The following is a 25121-nucleotide window of genomic DNA, read 5'->3' on the forward strand; positions in this document are numbered from 1 at the left end:
TGTGTGCAAAACCGGCCGGTTTTGCATGACTTCTTTTGCCTCAGCAGTAGGAAGGCAAAGAAAATTCATATCTCCACATTTTTTGTGGATAAGATTGTGATGAAGCATGTACCGTACCTGCTAACTCCTTGATTTTATTGAATTCACACCATCCTGCTTCCGAAACAGGCAGAGACAGGAAGTGTGAGCTTCGACCGCTATTTATCCACCTTTCCCCTCGCCTGGGGAAGCGTTCCCTTGGAAAGAAGCTCGTCGCAGCCGTTTCGAACGGGGCTCCAAGCGCTTTGTACACACTTTTTGTGGACAAAATTGTGTGCAAGGCCTGGCAGGCACGACTAAGTCCTTGATCTAACACAACAAAATTTCCCAGCGTCATTTTTGAGCAGTGAGGAGTGGGGCAAGCGGACAGGCCTTCCTGCAAGCTTCCCATCGCAGCAAGCGAGAAGGCGTGCACACTTTTTGTGGACAACAATGTGCCCAAGGCAGGCATATGCACGCTAAGTCCTTGATGAATAAGGGAAGGTTGCCCGACGCACATTTCCTGCGCAGTCATGTGTCTTATGGATGAGTTGCCCACAGATTTTGTGGATAAAACCATGCCAAATGGCAAACCGTCCCTCGCAAGCCATTGATTTAAAAAGGTTTCAATAGAATGCATTGAAAAACAGCAACAGCCCTTGGACACATGCATCTGGCCGCGCACGCCTGCCGCCGGCGCTTGTCGTTTTGGCCGAGATATGACATAAGCATCACCTTTGCCCGCAATCCCGAACATCCATGGAACGCCCGACCGACGCCGATCCCGCCTACACGGCTCCCGCCATCCTCACCGTGACCGCCCTCAACCAGCAGGTTGCGCGCATGCTGGAGCGGAGTTTTCCACTGGTGTGGATTGGCGGGGAAATCTCCAACTTCACGCGCGCCAGTTCCGGTCACTGGTATTTCACCCTCAAGGACGATGCCGCCCAGGTGCGCGCCGTGATGTTCCGCAGCCGCGCGCAGTACGCGGGCTTCATCCCGCGCGAAGGCGACAAGGTCGAGGTGCGCGCCCTGGTGACCCTGTACGGCGCGCGCGGCGACTACCAGATCAATGTCGAGACCATCCGCCGCGCCGGCGTCGGCCAGCTCTATGAGGCTTTCCTGCGCCTGAAGGAAAAGCTTTCGGCGCAGGGCCTGTTCGACGCCGACCGCAAGCGTCCCCTGCCCCTGTTCCCGCGCACCATCGGCATCGTCACCAGCCCGCAGGCCGCGGCGCTGCGCGACGTGCTCACCGCCCTGCGCCGCCGGGCCCCGCACGTGCGGGTGATCCTCTACCCTGCCCCGGTCCAGGGCCAGTTCGCGGCAGACAAGATCGCCGAAGCCATCATGACGGCGTCCCGCCGGGCGGAGGCAGACGTATTGCTGGTCTGCCGCGGCGGCGGCTCGATCGAGGACCTGTGGAGTTTTAACGAGGAATGCGTGGCGCGCGCCATCGACGCCTGCGCGATTCCCGTGGTCTCCGGCGTGGGCCACGAAACCGACGTCACCATCGCCGATTTCGCCGCCGACGTGCGCGCCGCCACGCCGACCGCCGCCGCCGAACTGGCGGCCACGCCGCGCGCCGACTGGCTGGCGTCCCTGTCGAGCGACGCGATGGACCTGCGCCGCGCCATGCGCCGCACCCTGTCGGAGGCCAACCAGGGACTGGACAACACCAGCCGGCGCCTGTTAAGCCCTTCCGCCCAGATCCGCCACCAGCGTGTGAAACTGCTGTCGATGGCGGCGGCGTTGACCCACGCCGTCCGTACACCCGCCAACCGCCAGAACCTGGCGCTGGCGCAATTGCAGCAGCGCCTGGCCCGCCACCGCCCCGATATGCGCACCCTGCGCGCTCGCCTGGCGGCCGACGGACGCCACCTGAACGCAATCCTGTGCAGCCAGGTCAAACAGCGGCGCGACGCCTTGAACGCCCTGGCGGCCCAGCTGGAATTGCTGAACCCCCAGCGCACGCTGGAACGCGGTTACGCCATCGTCAGCAACGCCAAGGGCGAGGTGTTGCGCGACCCGGCCCAGATCAAGGCGCGCAACAAGCTGACCGTGCGCCTGGCCGGCGGCAGCGCCCAGATCGGGGTTTCCAGCGTGCAGAACCCGCCGGACGCCGCCGTGGAGTAGCCAACCCTGCAACATCGCGCTATCCGGTTTAGAATAGCGCCGCTTTGGAACAAAACCTGTCCAACCCAATCAAGGAAGAAAACATGGAACATACCCTGCCGCCACTGCCGTACGCTAAGGACGCTCTCCAGCCGCACATCTCGGCCGAGACCCTGGAATACCACTACGGCAAGCACCACCAGACCTATGTCACCAACCTGAACAACATGATCAAGGGCACGGAGTACGAAAACCTGTCCCTGGAAGAGATCATCAAGAAGTCCTCGGGCGGCGTGTTCAACAACTCGGCGCAGGTGTGGAACCACACCTTCTTCTGGAACTGCATGACCCCGAACGGCGGCGGCGCACCGACCGGCAAGGCGGCTGATGCCATCAACGCCAAATGGGGCTCCTTCGACAAGTTCAAGGAAGAGTTCAACAAGTCGGCACTGGGCAACTTCGGCTCGGGCTGGACCTGGCTGGTGCAGAAGGCCGACGGCAGCGTCGACATCGTCAACACCTCGAACGCCGGCACCCCGCTGACCACTGCGGACAAGCCTCTCCTGACGGCCGACGTCTGGGAACACGCCTACTACATCGACTACCGCAACGCCCGCGCCAAGTTCCTGGACGCGTTCTGGAATGTCGTGAACTGGGACTTCGTGAACCAGAACATGGCCTAAGCCACGTCTCGTTCACACGAAAACATGGCCTGCGCAAGCAGGCCATTTTCATTTCCGCGCCTAGCCGCCGGCCCGCTTCACGGTGTGCCCCAGTTTCTGGAGCTCGTCCACGATGCGCTCCACATGATCGCCCTGCACCTCGAGCACGCCATCCTTCACCGTGCCGCCGGAGCCGCAGGCGGTGCGCAGCTGCTTGCCCAATGCGGCCAGCGCCACCGCGTCGAGCGCCAGGCCTTTGACCAGGGTGACGGTCTTGCCGCCCCTTCCCTTGCTCTGGCGTGAGACCCGCGCCACGCCGTCGCCCATGGGCGCGCTTGCTGCCTTGCACGCGCAGGCGGCAAGCGGCTGCCGGCAACCGGGGCACATGCGGCCACCGTCGGTGGAATAGACGAGACCGCCGTTCGAACTGTGTTTCATTGGTTTATGCAGGAATGTAGGTGAGCTTGAGGACATCGTCGATCCGCTCGTGCGCCATCAAGCGCAGCGGCGGACGCGGTCCGGCAAAATAGGGATTGCCCTGGCCGAGCACGACCGGGTGCAGGTAGATGCGGTATTCGTCGATCAGGCCAAGCCCGGTAAGGCTGTATGCCAGCTTCGGGCCGGCCACTTCGATCTCGCCCTCGTGTTCGCGCTTGAGCGTGCGGATCGCGTTCTCGAGATCGTCCTTGATCAAGGTGGCGTTGGGCCCCACCGATTCCAGGGTCCGCGAGGCGACCCACTTCGGCTGCCTGCGCCACGCCGCGGCAAACGCCCTTTAGTCTTCGCCCCACTCGGGATGTTCCTCGTCCCAGTAGCGCATGATCTCGTACATCACGCGGCCGTACACGCTGCCCGCCTGCCCCTGCGCTTCGTCGATGAAGCGGCGGAACAGGGTGGCGTTGGGCGCGAAGGCCATGTGGTCGACGTAGCCGTCGAGGGACACGTTCATGCCGCAAACCAGTTTTGCCATGCTTCCTCCTTCCAGCGAATGCCTATTTTACGCCGGTGCGCCACCGGCCTGCTCTCCCTGCGCCAGATGCCTGCGCAGGAACTCCACGCACACCCGCACCCGGCCCGAACCGGCCAGCCGCTGCGGATACACCGCCCACACATTCGCCGGCTGCGTGTACTCGGGCAGCAGCTGCACCAGCGCGCCCGAGTCCAGGTAAGCCCGCGCATCCCACTGCGAACGCAGCACGATGCCCGCCCCCTCCTCCGCCCAGCGCAGCGCGATCTCGCCGTGGTTGGTCGAGAGCGCGCCCGACACGCGCACCGTCTCTTCGCCGTGGCGGCCATGCAGGCGCCAGGTGCCGAGCGGGTGGTCGCGCTCCTTGATCGCCAGGCACTGGTGGCCGGCCAGGTCGGCCAGCACCTTCGGCGTACCGTGGCGCGCCAGGTAACTTGGTGCAGCGCACAGGATGCGGTGGTTGTCCATGAGCTTGCGCGCCACCATCTGCGGATGGATGTCGTCGCCGATGCGCACGTCCAGGTCGAAGCCTTCCGCCACCGTATCGACCAGGCGGTCGAAGACCTCGAAGCGGATCTGCAGCTTCGGGTGGCTGGCCGCCAGCTGCGCGATCACCGGCGCCACCACCTTGCGGCCGAAGCCGAAGCTGCTGCAGATGCGCAGGCGCCCGGCCGGCTCGCTGTGGCGCTGCTGCAGCTCGTCCACCATGTCGTCCAGCTGCTCGAGGATGCGCTGGGCGCGGCCGTAGACCTGCTCGCCGTCGTCCGTGATCACCACGCGCCGCGTGCTGCGCTCGAACAGCTGCACGCCCAGGTTCTCTTCCAGGATGCCGACGCGCTTGCTGACGAAGGCCGGCGACATGGCCAGTTCGGTGGCCGCCGCGCTGAAGCTGCCCTTGCGGACGACCGCGACAAAGACCCGCAGGTCGCTGTTCTCGACATTATTCACGATTCGTGTTCCATGAAGCCACAATACGAGGGATTATAAACGCGGCGTTTTCTTGCTACCCTGATGCGCATTCAACATCGGAGACCACCATGAAGACCCACAAGATCGCCGTCATCGCCGGGGACGGCATCGGCAAGGAAGTCATGCCGGAAGGCCTGCGCGCCGTGCAGGCGGCGGCAAGCAGGTTCGGCATCGCCCTCGAATTCGCCCACTTCGAATGGGCCAGCTGCGACTACTACCTCCAGCACGGCAAGATGATGCCGGACGACTGGAAACAGCAGCTCGACGGTTGCGAGGCGATTTTCTTCGGCGCGGTCGGCTGGCCGGACACGGTCCCCGACCACATCTCGCTGTGGGGCTCCCTGCTCAAATTCCGCCGCGAGTTCGACCAGTACGTGAACCTGCGTCCCGTGCGCCTGATGCCGGGCGTGCCCTGCCCGCTTGCGAACAAGAAGCCGGGCGACATCGACTTCTACGTGGTGCGCGAGAACACCGAAGGCGAGTACTCGGCGGTGGGTGGACGCATGTTCGAAGGCACCGAACGCGAGCTGGTGCTGCAGGAAGCCATCTTCACCCGCCACGGCACCGACCGCATTCTGAAATATGCCTTCGAGCTGGCCCAGCGCCGTCCGAAGAAGCACCTGACCGCCGCCACCAAGTCGAACGGCATCGCGATCTCCATGCCCTACTGGGACGAGCGCGTCGCGGCCATGGGCGAATCCTATCCCGAGGTCCGCTGGGACAAGTACCACGTCGACATCCTGGCCGCCCGCTTCGTGCTCTCGCCCGAGCGCTTCGACGTGGTGGTGGCCTCGAACCTGTTCGGCGACATCCTGTCGGACCTCGGGCCGGCCTGTACGGGGACCATCGGGATCGCGCCCTCGGCCAACCTGAACCCGGAGCGGACCTTCCCTTCGCTGTTCGAACCGGTGCACGGGTCGGCGCCGGACATCTACGGCAAGAACATCGCCAACCCGGTGGCCATGATCTGGTCGGGGGCGATGATGCTGGAGTTCCTGGGATATACGGAGGCGCACGATGCGCTGGTGCGGGCGATGGAGCACGTGCTCGTGAACGGGCCGCGTACGCCGGACATGGGCGGCAATGCCAGCACCACGGATGTGGGCAAGGCGATTGCCGGCCACCTGGCCGAGAATTGATTTGTCCGGGTGGGCGGCGTCGCCGCCCACCCGAGGGATTACTTCAGCAGGTAGGTATTGAAGAAGTCGATCCCCGCATAGAACAGGTAGTCGGCATTCGCCTTCTTGCCGAAGCCGTGGCCCTCGTCATTGGCCGTCATGTACCACACCGGCGTGCCGTTCTTCTTCACGGTCGCGACGATCTGGTCGGCTTCCTGCCAGGGCACGCGCGGGTCGTTCTTGCCCTGCACGACGAACAGCGGCTTCTTGATCTTCGCGGCGTTGTTGGCCGGCGCCGTCGCTTCCATCCACTTGCGCATCTCGGGGTCGCGCTCGTCTCCGTACTCGACGCGGCGCAGGTCGCGGCGGTAGCTTTCGGTGCGCTCGAGGAAGGTCACGAAGTTGGAGATGCCGACGATGTCGATGGCCGCCGCGATGCGGTCCGCGTACATGGTCGACACGGCCAGGGTCATGTAGCCGCCATAGGAGCCGCCCACCACCGCCACGCGCGAGGCGTCCATGTCCGGCTGGGTCGCGATCCAGTCGAGCAGCGCGCCGAGGTCCTTCACCGAATCCTCCCTCAGCTTGCCGTTGTCCAGCTTCAGGAAGGTCTTGCCGTAACCGGTCGAGCCGCGCACGTTCGGGTAGATGACGGTCAGGCCCATCACGTCGGTGTAGTAGTTGTTGCGGCCCATGAAGCCCGGGGTCGACTGGCCTTCCGGTCCGCCGTGGATGTTGATCACCACCGGCCGCTTGCCCGGGAATTTATCCGCCGGCGCGCGGTAGACGAAGCCCGAGATGCTGCGATTGTCGAAGGAGTTCCAGCGCACCAGCGAGGGCTCCACGAAACGCTCCATGTCGACGTCCATCTTCTCGTGCTTCGTCCAGCGCGTCACCTCGCCCGTCTTCGCATCGAAGCTGTACACATCCGACGGGCTGCGCGCCGAGGACAGCGTCAGGGCCAGGTGGCGGCTGTCGCGGTGCCATTCGATGCGGCCGATCACGCCGACCGGCAGCTTTGGCTGGGCCACCAGCTTGCGGTCGCTGGTCCGCATGATGCGCAGCACGCTGCTGCCATCCTCGTTGGCGACGAAGGCCAGCAGCTTGCCGTCGTGCGAGAGGTCCATCGCGTCGATGTCCCAGTTGATGTCCGGGGTGAGCACCGTATGCGCGCCGGTGGCCAGGTCGATATAGGTCAGGCGGGCGAATTCGGAACCACGGTCGGTGGTCGTGTACAGGCCCTTGCCGTCGTGCGAGAACACGGCGCTGCCGTAGGAGACCGTTTCATTGCCGTTCTTCTCCGTGATGCGGCGGCTCTTGCCGCTCGCGACATCCATCAGCCACAGATAGCTTTCGTTGGCCGACACGTATTCACTGTAGACCAGCTGCTTGTCGTCATGCGAGAAGGCGAAGCCGCCCCAGCCGCCGCCCGGCAGCTGGGCCAGCACGCGCGCCTGTTCAGGCTGGCTTGGGTCGGCGATGCTGATGGTCGACTCGATCTTGTCGTTCGAGCCCTGGCGGCCCACCGGCACCGTCACGTAGAGCAGCTTGTTGCTGGTATAGGCCCAGGCGGTGTCCTGCACGCGGCGGTTGTCCGGCGTGACCGGCAGCGCGTCGCCGCCCTTGGCGCCCACTTCGCGGCGATAGGCGCGGAAGACCTCGTTGCCGCCGCTGTCGCGGCTGAACACGTAGTAGCGGCCGTTCTTCGGCTCGTACTGGGCGCCGCGCACCGGTTCCGGATAGTCGGTCAGGAGTTCCAGCGGCGCGCCCGGCTTGGCCACGCGGAACAACTGCGGCGTGTTCTGGTGGCGCCGCGAGACGATCATTTCCAGCCGGGTCGGGTGCCAGCCCGCATAGGACGTCGGCTTGAACTCGTTGTACCTGGCCACCTGGGCGGCCAGGGCGGCGCGCACGGGCGGCACGTTTTCCAGCACCATGGCCGCGGGCGGCGTGATGGTCGCCTCCTGAGCGGTTGCGGCGCCGGTTCCGGTGGCAAGAAGGGTGGCGATCAGTGTCAGCCCGAGCGGGCGGCAGGAAAGTCTCATCCGTGGTCTCCAGTGACGGTCAAAGTAGTGATTACTGCATCACGACTCTACACGATGTCGACCGCCGTGTGACCGTTTCCGCCACCCGGCCCGGCTCAGCTCACGTTGTCCTCCACCTGAGGACTGGTCGACCCGGCGCGCAGCGTGATGCGGGTACGCCTGGCCAGCGGCGCGGCCGGCTTCGTACCGTCGGCGTTGAGCGGCTTGACCTTGTTGAATACCACGGTGAAAGCGGCCGGCGTCACGGTCGCCACCGCATAGCCCTGTGCATCGTGGTCGGCGTAGGCGAACGCGGGATTCTGCATGCGCATCACGCCATCGAAGGTCTGCGGCGTGGCCACCAGGGGCGCCAGGGGCGTCGTGCCTGCTCCTGCCCTCAGGTACTTGTAGAAGGACGAGCTGCTGATGCCGGCGCTGACGAAGTCCACCGCAACCGGACTGCCCGTAGCCGGGTCCTGGTTGTCGTAGACCACGCCGCACTGGAAGGCATGCAGGTCGCCCGTGATTGCGACGACGTTGCGCACATTGTGCGCCTTCAGGTGGCCGAGGAGCTCGGCGCGGTAGAAAGGATAGCCATCCCAGCCGTCGGCGTTCACGATGTAGAGCTGGTTGTAGGGCGCGGGTGCCTGGGTGCGCAGGTCCAGCCACATGCGGTTCAGGGTCACCTCGTTTCCCCACACCTTCCAGGTAGCGGTCGACGCCTTCATCGTGTCCTTGAACCACTGGGTCTGGGTCGCGCCGAGGATGCCGGGCCGGCGGCCCAGCGCAGCCGCCGTGCGGTCCTCGAACTGCTGCAGCAGCGGCTGCGGCACGAAGTAGCGCGCGCCCACCGAGTCGTCGCCGTTCACCGGGTCGTGCTGGAGCAGCTGGGCATAGGCGGCTTCGCTCACTACGTGGTCATCGCGGTACAGGCGCTGGTCGGTCATCACCAGGTGCATCAGGGTCCCGAAGCGGAAGTCACGGTAGATGCGGATGTTGTCGTAGGACGCCTTGTTCAGGTCGAAGGAGACGTCGCCCCAGTCGACCGGCATGTACTCGGCCCAGGCCTGGTTGGCGTTGCGGCGGCGGGCGGTTTCCTGCTTGTTGGCGTTATTGTAGGTCTGGTGGTCCTGCCAGCAGTCGTCCGAGAATTCGTGGTCGTCCCAGATCACCACCATCGGGAACTTGCGGTGGATTTCCTGCAGGCGCATGTCGCCGCGGTAGGTACGGTAGAGGGTGCGGTAATCCTCGATCGAGTTGGCGTAGACCGCGCCGCCGCCCGCCGCAATGCCGTTGGGCAGCGAGATTTTCGTGTGGATGGCTTCGGCCGCACCGGCCTGGAAGGCGGCGCCCACGGTCTCGTAGATATAGTCGCCGAGATGCACGACGAAGTCGAGCTCCTCGTTCGCCAGCAGCTCCATCGCACCCCAGTGGTTGATGCTCCAGTCCTGGCAGGTCATCCAGGCAAAGCGCATTTGGGTTGGCGTCGTATTTGCCGCCGGCGCGGTCTTGGTCTGGCCGGCCGCACTGAAATCCTGGCCGGCGCGGAAGCGGTAGTGGTAACGCGTATTCGCGGCAAGGCCCGTCACCTTGGCGCGCACGGTGTGGTCATGGGCCGGCAGCGCAGTGAGTTCGACGGCGCTCACCAGTTCGCGGAAGGCGCTGTCGGAGGCCACTTCCAGGCGCACCTCAACCGGCGCCGTGCCGGTGGCGGGAACGCAGCGGGTCCAGAACACCGCGCTGCCTTCCTTCGGGTCGCCGGATGCGACGCCGTGCGGGAAGCGGAAGCTGCCCGAAGGCGGGAAATCGTCCGATCCGCCACAAGCGGCCACCAGTGCGCCGCTACCCGCCACCGTGAACCAGGCAGCGCTCCGAATAAAACCACGTCGATCCACATTGCTCTCCTGTTAAGCTGACGGGCGCAGTCTAGTGGCGTAAAGTTTCTGGGCAATGACAGGCGATGAGGCTGGCGTTTCGCCAAATGTCATGATATGTATGAAAATGTCCCCCCTTTGTAGGGGCTGTGATTTCAAGCAAGCACTCTTATACAATCGCGTACGAAGGAGAATTTGCAATGTATCGAGTGATGCTGGTGGAAGACGATGCGCGTTTGGCGGAACTCGTCACCGAATACCTGTCCGGCTACGAGTTCGCGGTCGACCTGGTCAGCCGCGGCGATGCCGCCCTGGAGCGCTTCAAGGCCCTGTCCCCCGACGTCGTGGTGCTCGACCTGATGCTGCCGGGGCTGGACGGCATGGTGGTGTGCCGCCAGATCCGCGAAGTGTCCGAAGTGCCGATCCTGATCCTGACGGCGCGCGAGGACTCCTACGACGAAGTCTCGGGCCTGGAACAGGGCGCCGACGATTTCGTCAACAAGCCGGTCCAGCCGCGCGTGCTGCTGGCGCGCCTGCGCGCCCTGATGCGCCGTACCCAGGCCAAGGGCGGCGCGGATTCGCGCGTGCTGCAATTCGGCTCGCTGCGCATCGTGACGAGCGACCGCAGCGTGAGCTGGCGCGGCGAGCCCTGCGTGCTGTCGAATACCGAGTACAAGCTGCTGCTGGTGCTGGCCGAGGCGGCCGGCCGCGTGCTGTCGCGCGACGCCCTGCTCAAGAAGATGCGCGGGATCGAGTTCGATGGCCTGGACCGCAGCATCGACAACTGCATCTCCAAGCTGCGCCGCAAGTTCGACGATGCGGAGTCGGAGAAGATCAAGACGGTGTGGGGAGAGGGCTACCTGTTCTCGCCGTCGGCCTGGAACTAGTAGGGTGGACGGGTCTCCCGTCCGCGCGTTCAGACGGTACGTGAAGAAAACGCGGCGCGATTATTCACCCGTGATTTGAACGCGCGTACGGCGGAGCCGTACACCCTACTACTCGAACAGCGGCACGATCGCCAGCGGCGCGCTGTAGGTGATCACGCGCGCCTGCTGCGGCCCGAAGCGGTAGCTCACGCTCGGGAAGTCCGTATCGACCTCCCCCACATACGGCGTCACTGCCAGCGGCTGCTCCGCCCCATTCGCCGCGCGCAATCGCACCGACACGTCCACGCCCTTCTTCGGGAACACCATGCGCACGCCCACGCACTGGCGCGAACGCGCGGTGGCGTCGACGTGGCGGGCGAAGCCCAGGGCCTGCTCGCAGGCGGCGCGCAGGTCGGATACGTCGTAGCTGTTGTCGGCCTGCGGCGCGATCGAGACGCGCGAGCGCAGCGCGAAGGCGCCGATGGGGCGGCTCGGCGACAGGACCGCGTTCTCGTCGTAGGCCGCCTTCAGGAGCGGCAGCACAGTGCGGCCGAGCGGGTCGAGCGCCAGGCTGGTCTGCACGGTCTTGCCGGCGATGGCCAGCTGCAGGCCCTCGCCCAGCACTCCCTTCTCGCGGGGCAGCAGCTGCAGGTGGTGCTGCAGCAGGTTCTTGGCGCCGCCGTACTTCTCGAACACCACCATCGCGCGGTAGGCGTCACGGTAGCTGGCCCACTCGCCGGCAGGCGCGAGCGCCTGCGCCACGGCCAGGCTGGCCGTGGACAGGAGACAAACGCATGCGGTGATGTGGGCGGCGCGCATCATCAGAACCGGTAGGCGAAGGCGGTCGAAACCGTCACGTTGTTGGGCCGCTCGACGAGCGGGCTGCGGCGGGCGTCGTTGACCAGGCGCGAGGCCTGCACCGAGGAAGTCAGGATCCACGACGGCGACAGCGCCCAGTTCCAGCGGGCGCCGATGTGCATGTCCTTCAGGCCGCCGTCCGGGCGGTAGGTGCGGTGGCCGCTCGAGGCCGATTCACTGGGGCTGACGCCGAAATAGGCGCGGTTGTAGGCGCTGTTGACGAAGGTGAAGCCGGCCGACACCGACACGGTATGGTGCTGCGCGATCTCGAACGCCAGGCGCTGGATGCCGAGCTCGGCCCGCACGCCGTTGCGGTCGTTGCCGGCGCCACCCAGGACGCTGCTGGTCAGGCGCCATTCGGGCGCCAGGTAGACATTGAAGAAGCCGCCGACTTCCGGACGCAGCTTGATCTCTTCCATGCCGGACAGGCGGTTGCTGCTCAGGCGCTGCATCACCGGCCCCGGCGTGAAGCTGGTGCCGGCCGTGACCTCGCCGATCTTGCCGCCGGTGCCCGATTCGGTGCGTCGCGGGTGCAGGTTCAGCAGCGGGCCGAATTCCACAGTCGGCTGCTGCGACAGGTGCATGCCGGCGCTCATGCCGGAGACGAAGACACCGTTGCTCCACTGGACCTGGAGCACCGGCAAGGCGCGCGTACGGCTGCCATCCGCCCCCTCGTAGCGAGGCGCCGACACGACGCCCAGCCCCGCATACATATCGCGGCTGCCGTCGGGCATCGGGTTGGTGGTCGGCGTCTGTGCGCTTGCGGCGCTGCCCGAGACAGCCAGGACCAGGGCGAAAAGCTTGTTCATCTTGTCACAATCGGAGTTCGGCGAGCCGATATTCTACGTCGAGCTCGCCGGCAACTGAGCAATTGTTACTTTCGGGTACGAGTTTGCTTGGTGAACTCCACGGGCAGCTCGCTGCGCTCGACGGCGACCAGCTGTCCCGGATACAGCATCATGGTGGTGCAGACGATGCCCGGCTGGGGCAAGGTATCCACCCGCACCACGTTCAGCTTGCCTTCGGCATAGCGGATGCTCTCGATGCCGCTCGAATGGCAGCCGCTCGGCAGGCCGCCAGCGAAGACGCCGATCACCATCTCCTTGTTGAAATCGATGTCCGGGATCACTTTGTCGGCGCCCGCGTGCTCGGTCCACAGCGCGGCCCAGGCGGCGCCGTCGCGGACTACCACATTGCGTTCGGTGCGCACGCCCGACTGGGTATCCTGGTCGATGGTGCGGTAGGCCGTTTCTTCAGCCGGCACCTTCAGGAATTCGACCTTGGCGTCGATGCGCGGCACGCTGACCGCCTGCATCGGCTGGCTGATCACCGGCAGGCACACCGCCACCGTGGTGATGTCGCGCTCCTGGTACTCGACGACCATCTTGCCCTCGCGCGAGACGACCTTCACGATCGAGGTGGTCTTGCAGCCGCTCGAAACGTCGCCCGAGAACACGGCCACGACCATATTGCGCGAGAAATCGACGCTTGGCGCCGCGATACGGGTCTTGCTGTGCTCGGCCCACAGGGCGGCCCAGCTTGCCGCGTCCTTGACCACGACCTGGCGCGGCGCGGTGATGTTCGAGAAGCCGTCGTTCACGACCGGCGCAAACGGAATCGCGGCGCCCGACTTCGGCAGGAAGGCAATGGCCTCGACCTTGTGGCCTGCGCCCAGGCCGAGGTCGGCCTTGTCGAGGTTCTTCAGCAGGGTGTCGAACAGGCCGCGCGCCGCCTCGTCGGTGCACACGGTGCGCGGGCCGGCGATGGTGTCGCCCGACTGGCACAGCACGGCCTGCGGGTTGGCGCCCATCAATGTCTGGGCGTACGAGGCGTCGGCGCACTGGCCGGCGCGGTCCCAGAACACGTACTTGTCGTCGACCAGGTAGAGATTGTTGCGGGAGTCGGCGCAGGAAGACTCCTGGGCCAGCTTGATGTACTCGGAAACGACCGGCACGCCGCCATTGGGTTCACCGACGGTGATGCCCTGCCCGGCCTGCTGGTTCTTCATGACGGTGGCGCCATCGCCACTGCCGCCACAGGCTGCCAGGGAAGCGCCCACGAGGGCCGCCAACAGAACGCGTCCAACCATGCTCATATTGTTCTTCTCCACTTAAGCCAGCTTCCGGCGGTCTCGACGCCGGTCGTTTCCTTGAGAATAAAAAAACCCGCCGACACTCGCATATCAGGCGGGCAAACGGAAAACCAGATAAACCTGATGTAGATGCATGGTAAGACTTACCCCGCTTGCATTCCCCCTCGACTTGTCGAGGAATTGTCATCAATTTGTAAGGCCTCTCTCTTGGTGGGGCCATCCATCTGGAAATGCGCATTGCCATCCTTGCTCCTATACAATGCCGCCAAGGAGAAACCATGTATTACCTTGTACGACACCGCGAGTTATGCAGGATGGGCATGTGAACCGGATTTTCTTCCGCTTCTTCGTGCTGGTCATGCTGTCGATCACAGGGGCAACCTTCGTGATCTACTTCGCGTTCAGCCGCCTGTTCGGCGACCCGCTCGACGACATCGCGCGGCGCCAGGCGGCTGCCCAGATCTTCCTGCTGGAACAGTACGTCGACAAGGCGCCGAGCGACGAATGGCTCACCCGCCTGAACAATGTGCGCGTGGTGTCGAACGTGCGCTATGACCTGGTGCCGCTGGCCGAGGTGCGCGCGGCGCTGGCGAGCGGGCGCCGTGCGGCCCTGGACCGCGGCGAGATCGTGCTCGATCCCGCCAACCGCAGTTTCTGGCGCCGCGTCGACCTCGAGGGCGAGCGCTACATCGGCAGCCACGAGGAAGTGCTGCATGCGCAGAACCTGCCGATCGACATCGACCAGGCCCTCAAGATGGAGGCCCTGCGCTACGTGATCGTGGCGGTGGCGCTCCTGGTGCCGATCGCGCTATGGTCGCGCTCGCACTGGCAGGGCCTGCAGGCGCTGTCGCGGGTGGCCGACGAATTCGGCAGCGGCAAGCTGACCGCGCGCGCCCAGATGAAGCCCTCCGACACCGCCTACCCGCTGGCCGAGCGCATCAACCACATGGCCGACCGCATCGAAGACCTGCTGGAAGCCCAGAAAAGCCTGCTGCATTCGGTTTCGCACGAATTGCGCACCCCGATCGCGCGCCTGGAATTCGGGCTCGAGCTGCTCGACGCCCGCGCCAAGGACCCCGACCTGAGCAAGCGCGTCAAGGCCATGGAAGGCGACCTGCGCGAGCTCAACGCCCTGGTGGGCGAACTGCTCGACATGAGCAAACTCGACAGCGCCCGCAACCTGCAGGCCGCGCCGACGGAACTGGCTCCGCTGCTGCGCGAGTGCACGCAGATGCTGCCGCCCTCCCCGCACGCGCTCGACTGCACCGTCGCCGACGATTTGGGCGAGCTGGAGCTTGATCCGCGCCTGCTGGCGCGCGCCGTCTGCAACCTGCTGCGCAACGCCCAGAAATACGCGACCGGCCGCATCCTGCTGTCGGCCAGCCGCACGGCCAACGCGGTCGAGATCGTCGTGGACGACGACGGCCCCGGCATTCCGGTCGACGAGCGCGACAAGGTCTTCGAACCTTTCTACCGGCTTGACCGCAGCCGCGACCGCGCCACGGGCGGCTTCGGCCTCGGCCTGTCGATCACGCGCAAGGCCGTCGCCCTGCATGGCGGCGCGGTGCGCGTGGACAGCTCGCCGCTGGGCGGCGCGCGCTTCGTCATCACCCTGCCAGCATGATTTACCACCAAGGAAAGCAAACATGAAGCGTTTCAGACCCCTGCTCCCGGCCCTGCTGCTCGCCATGGTTCCACTGGCGCAGGCTGAAAAGGCCGACGCCTTCCAACCCACGGAAATCAGCTGCCGCGCCTGCGAGGCCGACGGCGTCACGGGCATCATGACGGTAAAGGGAGGCGTCGTGATCACGCGCGGCACCTTGAGAATCGAAGCGGACAGCGGCCGCGTCGAACGCTCGCCGGACGGCTACCAGCGCGCCTGGCTCGCGGCCGGCGCGGGCGGCAAGGTGCGCTTCCGCCAGAAGGCCGACGGGCCGGGCGAGCGCTGGATCGAAGGCGAGGCCGACCGCGTCGAGTACGACGAGCGCGCGGCCACGGTCAAGCTGTTCTCCGGCGCGACGATCCGCCGCACCGCGAACGACCGCCTGCCGGAAGAAGCGCGCGGCGAGTACATCGCCTACGACAGCCGCAAGGAGTTCTACGTGATGCGCAACACGCCCAGCGGCGAAGACCGTCCGGGCGCCGGCCGCAACACCATCATCCTGCCGCCGAGCCGCATCGCGCCGCCGGCCGGCGCACTGGCCGGCAAGGCGGCGCAATGATCCTCGAAGTCGCCACCCTCGACGTGCGCCCCGGCCAGGAAGCTGCCTTCGAAGCGGCCTTCCGCCAGGCTTCAGAGATCATCGCCGGCATGCCCGGCTACCGCTCCCACCAGCTGCAGCGCTGCCTGGAGCGGAGCAACCGCTACGTGCTGCTGGTGAACTGGGACAGGCTGGAAGACCACACCGTGGGCTTTCGCGGTTCAAGCGGCTACCAGGTGTGGAAAGCCCTGCTCCACCATTTCTATGATCCGTTCCCGACCGTCGAGCATTACACTCTCGTCATGGACATGGGAGGCCAATCATGACACTGAACTTACGCTGCCGCTGCGGCAAGCTGCACGGCCAGGTCGATAGCAGCCGCGTGGCGTCGCGCGCCGTCTGCTACTGCAAGGATTGCCAGGCCTACGGCCACTTCCTGGGAACGGACGTGCTCGACTCGGCAGGCGGCACCGAGGTCGCCGCCACCCTGCCCGCGGCCGTCCGTTTCGAGGCGGGCCTCGAGCACCTGGCCTGCATGTCGCTCGGCCCGAAAGGGATCTACCGCTGGTACGCCAGCTGCTGCCGTACCCCGATCGGCAACACGCCGCGCGAGCAGACCACCGCCTATGTCGGCCTGGTGCGCGCCTGCCTGGATGCGTCCGGCGAGGAGCTCGACCATGAGCTGGGCGCCCTGCGCTGCCGGGTCAACACGAAGTCCGCCGCCGCGCCGGTATCGTCCAGCGGCCTGGCCATGGCCTGGGCCATATGCAAGATCGGCACGATGATCGCGAAGGCGCGCCTGACGGGCGGCTACCGCGACAATCCGTTTTTCAAGGCGCACACGGGCATACCGGTGAAGCCGGTGCAGGTGCTGTCGCTGGAAGAGAGAAAAGCGCTGACCCCGCAGGGCCAGCGCCAGGCATAAGGGAGGAACGAGGCCGGCGAACGCTCAGCGTTCGCTGTGCTCGGGCGTGACGCGCACGTGCGTGAAGCCGTACCACAGGTGTTCCCACCAGTGGTCGCGCGAGCGCACGGTCACGAGGCATGCCTTGTCGATGCCGCCCTTGAAGAGCGGATCGGGGCATTTATTCGTCATCAGCGCATAGCGCTGGTTCTCGGCATTCACCAGGGCGATGGCGAGCCAGACCGCGAGGCCGGCGAAGAAGACCGCCAGCCCCCATGCGAAGTGATTCACATTGCTGGTTTCAAACAGGTCGTCCTCGTTGGGCCGGGACCCATCGTACATCTTGAGGACTTCGCGTTCGACATCCTTGCTCATTTCGTGGCTGCCGCCTTCTTGACGAGCGCATCCATGACCTGCATGGTCGCCTGCATGGTCGGCTCGACGCCGTTGATCTTGTTGGCCTCGCCCACCTGGCTCGGCGACACGACATACTTGCCGTCGATAATAATGGTCGGGGTGCCGGTGACCTTGTAGTTCGACGAGAGCGTCTGCAGGCGGCGCAGCTTGCTGGTCACGCCGAAGGAATTCCAGGTTTCCATGAACTTGGCGCGGTCCAGGCCGTTCTTGGCTGCCCACTCGATGATGGCGTCATCCTTCATCAGGCGCTGGCGCTGCACGTGCACGGCCTGGAACACGCGCGGGTGGTATTCCTCCAGCTTGCCCATCGCTTCCAGGGTCAGGAACAGGTGCGCTTCCGGATCGGCCGGGCCCTGGAAAGGCAGGTGGACGCGGCGCATGACGATGTTGTCGCCCTGCTTCTTGATCCACTGGTTCAGCGAGGGCTCGAGCATATTGCACGCCGGGCAGTGGTAAGCGAAGAATTCAATGACCTCGACTTTCTTGCCCGTCGCCTGCGTCGGCTGCGGCTGTGCCAGCGTGGTGTAATCGGCGCCGTTGACCGGGGCGGTCGGCGACGCGAAAGCGGTGCTGGCGGCCAGGGTGGCGGCGATGAGGGCAAAACGCAGAGAACGCATGGGTTTCCTTCCACAGTTGATTGAGCAAACGCGGGCAGATTACCACTTTTTCGCCTCTCCTTCCGGGGAGACCGGCGTTTTTTGCATTTGCTTACGGAATTAACCTGGGCTTACGGGCGAGCGATGCCGGTTTCGCAAGCGTAATCACTTCGGCCGGCGCTGCCGTACCCCTTCCAGGGCCTGGCACAGGGCGGCCGCGCCGTCGACAGCCCGCGGGCCCGGGCGGGTCAGCAGTTCGCCATCCACCGTCAACAGGTTGCCCCGTTTCACCGCCGTCATGCTGCGGTAGGGCTCCCACAGCTTCAGCCCCGGGTTGGCGGGGTCGTAGCGCTTGCCCGCCATGATCGCCTCCGGATCGGCCGCGATCACCGCCTCCAGGCTCACTTCCGGCGCCACCACCTTCAAGCCGCCGAACACATTGCGCCCGCCGCAGACGCGGATCGCATCGCTGGCGATCTGGGCGTCGTTGAGGGTGTACAGGGGCTGGTCCCAGATCTGGTAGAACACCGTGACGGGCGGACGTTTGCCATAGCGCGCCTCCAGGCCGGAAAGTTTCGCCCGGTAGGCCCCGGCCGCCGCCTGCGCCGCCGGCACGGTGCCCAGCAACTGCCCCAGGCGCTCGATATTGTCGGCGACCTGCGCCAGGCGGCGCGGCTCGCTGTGGAAGACCGGCACGCCCAGGCTCTCGATCTGGGCGATCTGGCGCGCCGTGTTCCCGGTATGCCAGACCACGATCAGGTCCGGCTTCAGGGCCAGCACCCGTTCCATGTCGATCTGGCTGTTGCTGCCCACCAGCGGGATGGTCTTGGCCGCTTCCGGGTAGTCGCTGTAGTTCATCGCCCCGACGACGCGCGCGCCGCCGCCGGCTGCGAACAGCAGCTCGGTGGCGTGCGGCGCCATCGAAATGACGCGCTGCGCCGGCTGCCTGACGGTCACGCGGCGGCCGGCGTCATCCACCACGGTGACGGGCGCGGCCTGGGCCGCCAGCGTGAACGACGCCAGCAGCACGGCGGCAAAGCGCGTCAGGCTGCGCATCAGAAGTCGTAGCGCAGCGCCAGCTTCAGCTGGCGGCCGTCGCCCGGATAGATGCCCGAGCGGCAGCCGAAGGCATTGCTGAAGTACTGGCGGTCGGCCAGGTTCAGGCCGCTGACGGCGACTTCCCAGGGACCGGTGCGGTAGGCGTAGCGGGCATCGATCGTCGTGAAGGACGGCATGCGCGTGCTGCAGCTGTTGCTGAAGTCGCTGCCGTAGCGCTGGCGGTCGACCCACTGGGCGCCGATGTCGGCGCTGTGCGGGCCGGCGGCCACCCAGGCCAGGCGCGCGGTCACGACGTTCTTCGGCACCAGCACCATCTCGCGGCCCGCGTTGGGACCCTCGGTGAATTCGGCGTCGACGCGCTGCCACTGGCCGGTGAGGCGCAGCGCCTGGCCGATCGCCATCTGGCCTTCGACTTCCAGGCCCTGGCGGCGGGTCGGGTCGAGGTTGGTGTTGGCGCCCCAGCCGCCGTTCAGGGTCGGATCGAAGAAGATCTCGTTCTTCAGGCGATGGCGGAACAGGCGCGCGGCGATGCGGCGGGCCTCCGTGCCGGCAGTCACGCCCAGCTCGAGGTCGCGCGAGGTCTGGACGTCGAGCAGGCCGGTGCTGGAACGGTAGCCGTTCTCGTCCGCGTTCGGCAGGCGGTAGCTGCGGCCGGCCTTGGCGTGCACGGTGACGCCCGCGGCCACGTCGACACTGCCTTCCGCGCTCCAGGCGTTCACCGTCTGGGTGCCGGTCGGCACCGCCAGCGCGGCGTTGGTCTCTTTCTTCTCGAAGCGCTCGTGGCGGGCGCCCAGCGCCAGGCGCGCGTTGGCGGCGCCGGCAAGGCGCATCTCGTCGCGCAGGTAGTAGGCTTCCGAGGTCTGGCGCGCATCCGAACCGAGGCTGGTCGCACGCTCCCAGCGGCTCAGGTCGACGCCGGCGACGAATTCGTTCAGGCCGGCGCCCAGGTTCGCGCTATGGCGCATGCGCGGCGAGAACTGGGTGTGGCGGGTGTCGTAGGTCGCGGCTGAGAGGAAGCCGCCGAAGTCGTAGGTCGATTCGACCTTGCGCTCGCGGTGCGCCAGCTCGGCCGCGAATTCCACGTTGTCGACGCGCTTCTCGGCGAAGGCGGTGACGCGGTCGCTGGCGTAGCTGCCGAAGTCGTTCGGGGTCAGGGTCTGGCGCGGATTGTCTTCGAACTGTTCCATGCTCAGCGAGCCCGGGAAGCGCATGTCCTGGCGCGCGCTCTCGACGCGCAGGCCCAGGCGGGCGCCGTTCGCGGCCCACTGGAAGCCGCCGCTGAAGGTCTTCTGGCGGAATGCGTTGTTGTCGCGGTAGTTGTCGGTGCCCTGGCGTGCGGCGGCCAGGTCGAAGGACAGCGGACCCTCGCCGTGGCGGACCGAGGCGCGGGCGTCGTACTGGTCGAAGCGGCCGGCTTCCAGCACCACGGAACCGTGGTAGCCGGCTTGCGCGCCGCGCCTGGTGATGATGTTGATCACGCCGCCGGTCGCGCCTTCGCCGTACAGCACGCTGCTGCCGCCGCGCTGGATCTCGATGCGCTCGACGGTGTCCACGGGAATCGAGGACAGCACCGGGCCGGCCAGTTCGTTCTCGTTCAGGCGCACGCCGTCGACCAGCACCACCATGTTCTGGCTGCTGTTGGAGCCGAAGCCGCGCAGGTCGAGGGCGAAGTCGGGCGAGCCGTCCAGGCTCTGGCGGCCGAATACGCCGCCGATCTTGCGGATCGCGGCATTCACGTCCGAAGCGCCGGCGCGGCGGATGTCTTCCGCCGTGATGACGGTGGCGCCGATCGGCGCGAGCGAGACCTGCGCGGGGAAGCGCGCGCCGGTGACGACGATCTCGGGAACGGTCGCGTCCTGGGCGAAGGCGTTCGCGGCGAGGACGGAGAGGGAAAAGGCGCAGGCCAGCGCGAACGGCTTGATGGCCGGCGCGCTGCTTGGGAAGGCAGCAAAGTTCATTGTGGATGTTCTCGGTAAAAGCACCGGCCTGCGTCCCCGCACACCGGAGTCAACGGAAGTCGCAGCACCGGCCCTGCCGCGTGCGCGCTTCCCCCTGTCCTGGCCGGTATCCGGGCTTGCAAGACGGACTGTTCCACCTTCCTATGCGATGCACAGTGGTAATTAGAACAGCCTATCGCCGGGTCTCGAAGACCTGCGCGATGCTTGTTGACCGTTGCGGGGGCAGCACACCTCGGCGCGGGCGCGCAGCGCCTTTGCCTCGTGTTTCCCGTTTAACTGCACAGACGGATCGCCTGCGCGGGCACCAGAACGGCGGCGATTATAACCTGACAAGCCTTGCCGCGTTTTTTGCGCGCCGTTCCCCGAATCTTGCGTTCTATCGCATGTGCATGGTGTTTTTTTGCTCTTCTGGCTATATTCGCATTCAAACAACAACGCATTGCCATTACAGGGAGTCCTGCATGCATATTCAAGCACGGAGCACGCTGCGCGCGGTGCTCGCCGCCGCCTTGCTCGCGGCCGGCGGCGCTATCGCCTGGCTGGCCCAGGCCGACGCGCCTCCACCCGTCCCGACACCCTCGCTGGACGGCATCGCGCTGGCCGCGCCCGGCGCCGCCGCCGTCACCATCCCCAGCGCGCCCGCCGCCTGGGGCGGCGTGCGCACCGGCGACCATGCCACCTTGTCGGACCGCGTGGTCAGCTACCGCATCGAGGCCACGCTCGACCCGGACAAGCACCTCGTCAAGGGACGCCAGGCCCTCACCTGGCGCAACCGCAGCGCGGTACCGGTGCGCAGCGTCTACGTGCACCTCTACATGAACGCCTTCGAAGGCGCCGGCAGCACCTTCTTCACCGAACAGCGCCACCGCGGCGAAGGTTTCCGCAGCGGCGTCGACATCGGGGACGGAGAATGGGGCCACATCCTTCTCTCCAGCGTGCGCCAGGGCGCGGCCAGCGTGCCGTGGCGTTTCGTCCAGCCCGACGGCGGCCCGGCCACCGACCATACCGTGGCCCGCTTCGACCTGCCGGAAGCCGTGGCGCCCGGCGCCAGCACGACTCTCGACATCGATTTCACCACCCAGCTGCCGCGCGTGATCGCACGCACCGGTTACTTCGGCAGCTTCCACCTGGTCGCCCAGTGGTTCCCCAAGATCGCGGTGCTGGAACTGCCGGGCGAACGCGGCGCCACCGCGCCGCGCTGGAACGCCCATGAATTCCACATGGAGTCCGAGTTCTACGCCGACTTCGGCAGCTACGACGTCAGCCTGACGGTCCCGAAAGGCTATACCGTGGGCGCGACCGGCGAACTGCAGGGCGCACCGAGCGAGAAGAACGGCATGGTCACGCGCCGCTACGTGCAGCATGACGTGCACGATTTCGCCTGGACCGCCGACAAGCGCTCTGCCCCTCCCCTGGTCGAGACCTGGACCGGTCCGGGCAGCCCGACCGTGACGGTGCAGGTGCTCTATCCGCCCGAATACGAGGCCAGCGCCAAGCCGGCCATGAAGGCGGCCAAGGATTCGCTGACCTACTTCTCGCGCACCCTCGGCCCCTACCCCTACCGCACGCTGACGGTGGTGATCCCGCCCTACAACGCGGAGGAAGCGGGCGGGATGGAATATCCGACCTTCATCACCGCATCCGGCCACCTTGACGTCGCGAAGAACTCGCTCGACGAGTACATGCTCGAGGGCGTGACCATCCACGAGTTCGGCCACGGCTACTTCTACGGCATCCTGGCCAGCAACGAATTCGAAGAGCCGATGCTGGACGAAGGCCTGAACGAGTACTGGGACGGCCGCATGCTGCGCGAGCGCGGCCAGCAGGCCCACCCGATGCCGGCCTTCTTCAAGCGCATCGGCATCGACCCGGTCTTCGATCCCTTCGACATCACGCGCGCCACCAGCCCGCGCGACCGGCCGGCCGACGCCCCCGGCCAGAATGCCTGGCAGCGCCTGCAGGGCATCGGGCCGGTCTATACCCGTACCGCGCTGGTGATGCGCGACCTCGAGGAGCGCATCGGGCGCGAGGCGATGGAACGCGGCTTCAAGGAATACTACCGCCGCTGGAAATTCCGCCACCCGAGCGTGGCAGACCTGCGCGAGGCCCTGGCCGACGGCAGCGGCGAACGCGCCGCGGTCGAGGACGTCTTCGCGAAGCAGATCTACGCCGTCTCCCGCGTCGACGACCGCGTGGCCACGATCGAGAGCGAGGAAGTGCTGCCGCTGGCCGGCACCCGTCTCGAGAACGGCAAGCGGATCGAGGAAACCCAGGCCGCCCTCGACGCGCGCATCGCCAAGGCGCGCAAGGACTGGGAGAAAGCCAATCCGAACGCCAAGGAAGGCAGCGGCCCCTACCCCTTCCGCACCCAGGTCACGGTGCGGCGCGAAGGCGCGAGCGTCCCCCAGACCCTGGTGGTGCGCTTCGCCGACGGCAGCAGCGAGACCGTGGCCTGGCAGGGCGACGAGAAATGGCGCACCTTTAGCTGGGTGAAGCCGGCGAAAGCCGTGTCGGCCGAGCTCGACCCGCGCCGCAGCCACTACCTCGACGTCAACAAGCTCGACGACAGCCGCACCCTGGTCGCCGACCGCAGCGCCTCGACGCGCTGGGCCAGCGACGCCATGGCCTTCGTCCAACTCCTCTTCTCCTTCATCGCCACCGTATGACGACCATGCATCCAACGATCTCGCCGTTCGAATCGTCCCAGGCCGGCCACGCCGCCGCGCCGGGCGCCAAGCGCGGCCTCCTGCACGCCCTGCGCCCCGCCCTGCAATGGCGCCTGATGCTGCTCTGGCTGCTCGGCCTGCTGCTGCCCGCCCTGGTGGCGAGCCTGCCGGTGTGGCGCATGTTCGGCGCCGCCTTCGACCATACCGTGGGCGCGGCCGCCTACGCCCATCGCCTCGACCTGGCCGCGATGACCGACCTGGCCAGCCTGCACCCGCAGTTCGCCGCGGCGCTCGGCAGCGGCGCGATCGTCGCCCTGGTGATGACGCTGCTGCTGTCGCCGCTCCTCACCGGCGCCGCCATCACGGCCGCGCGGGCGCCTGCGCCGCTGGGCTTCGCGGCCCTGGCCGCCGGCGGCGTGCAGGAATACGGTCGCCTGCTGCGCACCCTGCTGTGGGCCATCGTGCCGCTCGGGCTGGCCGGCTTCCTGGCCGGGATCGCGGGCGACGCCGCCGCCGACCACGCGGCCTCGAGCGTGCTGGAATCCTCGGCCGATAACGCGCGGCTCGGCGCCACCATCGTTGCCGCCCTGCTGCTCCTGCTGGCCCATGCGACGCTCGACCTCGGGCGCGCCAAGCTGGCGCTGGAGCGCCGCCGCACCTCGGCCGTGCTGGCCTGGGTCGCCGGCCTGCGCCTGCTGGCGCGCCGGCCGCTGGCCATCCTCGGTTTCTACTTCGGCGTGACGATCCTGGGACTGGGCCTGGCGGGACTGCTGGCGGTGGCGCGCATCAACGTGCCGGCGCTGGGCGTGGGCAGCTTCCTGGCCGGGCTCGTGCTGGCCCAGCTGGCCGTGCTGGCCCTGGCCTGGATGCGCTGCGCCCGCCTGTTCGGCCTGATCGAGCTGGCCCGCCCACGCTGATCTCCGTCCTGGGCTACCATGGGGGCTTCGATGTCGATTCACCGGAGCCCTCATGACTCTCCCCAGCTATTTCGTGTCCCACGGCGGCGGTCCCTGGCCGTGGATGAAGGACCAATACGGCCCCGCCTACGACAAACTGGAAGCCTCGCTGCAGGCCATGCGCCGTGACGCGCCGGATGCGGTGCGCGCGGTGCTGGTGGTGACCAGCCACTGGGAAACGCGGGGCTTCATGGTGTCCTCGGGCGCCGCGCCCGGCATGATCTACGACTACGGCGGCTTCCCACCGCATACCTACCGCATCAGCTATCCCGCGCCGGGCGAGCCGGCGCTGGCTGCTCGCGTCGCGGAACTGCTCACTGAAGCCGGGCATCCGGCGGGACTGGATCCGGAGCGCGGCTTCGATCATGGGACGTTCTCAATGCTCTATCCCGTGTATCCGGAAGCGGCGATGCCGGTGGTGCAGCTGTCGCTGAGGCGCGATCTCGACCCGCAGGCCCACATCGAAGCCGGGCGCGCGCTGGCGCCGCTGCGCGACGAGGGGGTATTGATCATCGGGAGCGGGCTGTCGTATCACAACCTGCGGCAGTTCGGGCCGTCGGGCGCGGTGGCCTCGAAGGCCTTCGACGGGTGGCTGCAGGAGACGATGGCCTTGCCACCATCGGAGCGCAATGCGGCCTTGCTGCGGTGGGCCGAGGCGCCGATGGCGCGGGTGGCGCATCCGCGCGAGGAGCATTTGCTGCCGTTGATGGTGGCGTCGGGGGCGGCTGCGAATGAGCCGGCGGCCTGTGTGTACCACGAGGATGATTTCTTCGGGAGCCTGACCGTTTCAAGCTTCCGGTTCGG

25 protein-coding genes and 1 riboswitch are annotated in these 25121 nt (G+C 66.5%); of the genes, 11 read left to right on the forward strand and 14 right to left on the reverse strand.

The features are described from left to right. Positions 1-40: 40 nt before the first annotated feature. Positions 41-775 (reverse strand): hypothetical protein, encoded by a 735-nt coding sequence (locus NX780_RS14660; protein WP_258828607.1) that lies wholly within the window; start codon positions 773-775, stop codon positions 41-43. Positions 776-777: 2 nt separating this feature from the next. Here NX780_RS14660 and xseA point away from each other — a divergent pair, with 2 nt between their 5' ends. Continuing rightward, positions 778-2151 carry an exodeoxyribonuclease VII large subunit gene (xseA, locus tag NX780_RS14665; RefSeq protein ID WP_258828608.1) on the forward strand — a complete coding sequence of 458 codons (1374 nt, stop codon included), beginning with the start codon at positions 778-780 and terminating at the stop codon, positions 2149-2151. An 83-nt stretch (positions 2152-2234) separates the two neighbouring features. After that, a complete protein-coding gene (locus NX780_RS14670; protein ID WP_258828609.1) occupies positions 2235-2813 on the forward strand; it encodes a superoxide dismutase in 579 nt (192 codons plus the stop codon). Positions 2814-2873: 60 nt separating this feature from the next. Here NX780_RS14670 and NX780_RS14675 read toward each other — a convergent pair whose 3' ends face one another. The 4 genes from NX780_RS14675 to NX780_RS14690 all read right to left on the reverse strand — a co-directional run bounded on the left by NX780_RS14675 (position 2874) and on the right by NX780_RS14690 (position 4707). After that, a complete protein-coding gene (locus NX780_RS14675) occupies positions 2874-3230 on the reverse strand; it encodes a translation initiation factor Sui1 (protein WP_258828610.1) in 357 nt (118 codons plus the stop codon). Positions 3231-3234: 4 nt separating this feature from the next. Further along, positions 3235-3504, reverse strand: a complete 270-nt coding sequence (locus NX780_RS14680; RefSeq protein WP_258828611.1) for a dihydrofolate reductase family protein — start codon at positions 3502-3504, stop codon at positions 3235-3237. 63 nt (positions 3505-3567) lie between these two features. After that, on the reverse strand, positions 3568-3762 hold the full coding sequence (locus NX780_RS14685) for a dihydrofolate reductase family protein (protein WP_258828612.1): 195 nt from the start codon (positions 3760-3762) through the stop codon (positions 3568-3570). Between the two features lie 27 nt (positions 3763-3789). Then, positions 3790-4707, reverse strand: coding sequence for a LysR substrate-binding domain-containing protein (locus NX780_RS14690; RefSeq protein ID WP_258828613.1), 918 nt, complete (start codon positions 4705-4707; stop codon positions 3790-3792). 89 nt (positions 4708-4796) lie between these two features. Here NX780_RS14690 and NX780_RS14695 point away from each other — a divergent pair, with 89 nt between their 5' ends. Beyond that, positions 4797-5867: a tartrate dehydrogenase gene (locus tag NX780_RS14695; RefSeq protein ID WP_258828614.1), complete on the forward strand. Its 1071-nt coding sequence runs from the start codon at positions 4797-4799 to the stop codon at positions 5865-5867. Positions 5868-5905: 38 nt separating this feature from the next. Here NX780_RS14695 and NX780_RS14700 read toward each other — a convergent pair whose 3' ends face one another. Together NX780_RS14700 and NX780_RS14705 are read right to left on the reverse strand one after the other, a co-directional pair. Continuing rightward, on the reverse strand, positions 5906-7891 hold the full coding sequence (locus NX780_RS14700) for a S9 family peptidase (protein WP_258828615.1): 1986 nt from the start codon (positions 7889-7891) through the stop codon (positions 5906-5908). Positions 7892-7986: 95 nt separating this feature from the next. Continuing rightward, on the reverse strand, positions 7987-9765 hold the full coding sequence (locus tag NX780_RS14705; RefSeq protein ID WP_258828616.1) for an alkaline phosphatase D family protein: 1779 nt from the start codon (positions 9763-9765) through the stop codon (positions 7987-7989). Between the two features lie 179 nt (positions 9766-9944). On the opposite strand from NX780_RS14705, the gene NX780_RS14710 reads away from it, so the two are divergent. Further along, a complete protein-coding gene (locus NX780_RS14710; RefSeq protein ID WP_258828617.1) occupies positions 9945-10631 on the forward strand; it encodes a response regulator in 687 nt (228 codons plus the stop codon). Between the two features lie 108 nt (positions 10632-10739). Here the strand turns inward: NX780_RS14710 and NX780_RS14715 are convergent, their stop codons facing one another. The 3 genes from NX780_RS14715 to NX780_RS14725 all read right to left on the reverse strand — a co-directional run bounded on the left by NX780_RS14715 (position 10740) and on the right by NX780_RS14725 (position 13563). After that, positions 10740-11432 (reverse strand): hypothetical protein, encoded by a 693-nt coding sequence (locus NX780_RS14715; RefSeq protein WP_258828618.1) that lies wholly within the window; start codon positions 11430-11432, stop codon positions 10740-10742. Further along, positions 11432-12277 (reverse strand): MipA/OmpV family protein, encoded by an 846-nt coding sequence (locus NX780_RS14720; protein ID WP_258828619.1) that lies wholly within the window; start codon positions 12275-12277, stop codon positions 11432-11434. The genes NX780_RS14715 and NX780_RS14720 overlap by 1 nt, the downstream gene beginning before the upstream one ends. Positions 12278-12342: 65 nt before the next feature. Next, positions 12343-13563, reverse strand: coding sequence for a hypothetical protein (locus NX780_RS14725; RefSeq protein ID WP_258828620.1), 1221 nt, complete (start codon positions 13561-13563; stop codon positions 12343-12345). 319 nt (positions 13564-13882) lie between these two features. Between NX780_RS14725 and NX780_RS14730 the strand changes: the two genes are divergently transcribed. The 4 genes from NX780_RS14730 to NX780_RS14745 are packed head-to-tail and all read left to right on the forward strand — an operon-like array spanning position 13883 to position 16686. Next, a complete protein-coding gene (locus NX780_RS14730; RefSeq protein ID WP_258828621.1) occupies positions 13883-15184 on the forward strand; it encodes an ATP-binding protein in 1302 nt (433 codons plus the stop codon). Between the two features lie 22 nt (positions 15185-15206). Continuing rightward, positions 15207-15782, forward strand: a complete 576-nt coding sequence (gene lptA / locus NX780_RS14735) for a lipopolysaccharide transport periplasmic protein LptA (protein ID WP_258828622.1) — start codon at positions 15207-15209, stop codon at positions 15780-15782. Next, on the forward strand, positions 15779-16087 hold the full coding sequence (locus tag NX780_RS14740; RefSeq protein WP_258828623.1) for an antibiotic biosynthesis monooxygenase family protein: 309 nt from the start codon (positions 15779-15781) through the stop codon (positions 16085-16087). The genes lptA and NX780_RS14740 overlap by 4 nt, the downstream gene beginning before the upstream one ends. Continuing rightward, complete coding sequence (locus tag NX780_RS14745) at positions 16084-16686, forward strand: DUF6151 family protein (protein ID WP_258828624.1); 603 nt, start codon at positions 16084-16086, stop codon at positions 16684-16686. Before NX780_RS14740 ends, NX780_RS14745 begins: the two co-directional genes overlap by 4 nt. 24 nt (positions 16687-16710) lie before the next feature. Here NX780_RS14745 and NX780_RS14750 read toward each other — a convergent pair whose 3' ends face one another. The 4 genes from NX780_RS14750 to NX780_RS14765 form a co-directional block, all read right to left on the reverse strand. Next, entirely contained in the window at positions 16711-17040 is a 330-nt protein-coding gene (locus NX780_RS14750) for a hypothetical protein (protein ID WP_258828625.1), read from the reverse strand. Continuing rightward, positions 17037-17699: a thiol:disulfide interchange protein DsbA/DsbL gene (locus NX780_RS14755; RefSeq protein WP_258828626.1), complete on the reverse strand. Its 663-nt coding sequence runs from the start codon at positions 17697-17699 to the stop codon at positions 17037-17039. The genes NX780_RS14750 and NX780_RS14755 overlap by 4 nt, the downstream gene beginning before the upstream one ends. Positions 17700-17843: 144 nt before the next feature. Next, positions 17844-18734: a cobalamin-binding protein gene (locus NX780_RS14760; RefSeq protein WP_258828627.1), complete on the reverse strand. Its 891-nt coding sequence runs from the start codon at positions 18732-18734 to the stop codon at positions 17844-17846. Further along, positions 18734-20695 (reverse strand): TonB-dependent receptor family protein, encoded by a 1962-nt coding sequence (locus NX780_RS14765; RefSeq protein WP_258828628.1) that lies wholly within the window; start codon positions 20693-20695, stop codon positions 18734-18736. The genes NX780_RS14760 and NX780_RS14765 overlap by 1 nt, the downstream gene beginning before the upstream one ends. An 84-nt stretch (positions 20696-20779) precedes the next feature. Continuing rightward, positions 20780-21019, reverse strand: a riboswitch (cobalamin riboswitch). 137 nt (positions 21020-21156) lie between these two features. Between NX780_RS14765 and NX780_RS14770 the strand changes: the two genes are divergently transcribed. The 3 genes from NX780_RS14770 to NX780_RS14780 form a co-directional block, all read left to right on the forward strand. Continuing rightward, entirely contained in the window at positions 21157-23361 is a 2205-nt protein-coding gene (locus NX780_RS14770) for a M1 family metallopeptidase (protein ID WP_258828629.1), read from the forward strand. Positions 23362-23366: 5 nt separating this feature from the next. Beyond that, positions 23367-24278 (forward strand): hypothetical protein, encoded by a 912-nt coding sequence (locus tag NX780_RS14775; RefSeq protein WP_258828630.1) that lies wholly within the window; start codon positions 23367-23369, stop codon positions 24276-24278. A 52-nt stretch (positions 24279-24330) separates the two neighbouring features. Then, positions 24331-25121, forward strand: a 791-nt coding sequence (locus tag NX780_RS14780) for a DODA-type extradiol aromatic ring-opening family dioxygenase (RefSeq protein WP_258828631.1), incomplete at its 3' end; no start/stop codon positions are given.

The organism is Massilia agri (genome assembly GCF_024753255.1).
In the GTDB taxonomy this organism is placed as follows: Bacteria; Pseudomonadota; Gammaproteobacteria; order Burkholderiales; family Burkholderiaceae_D; genus Telluria; species Telluria agri.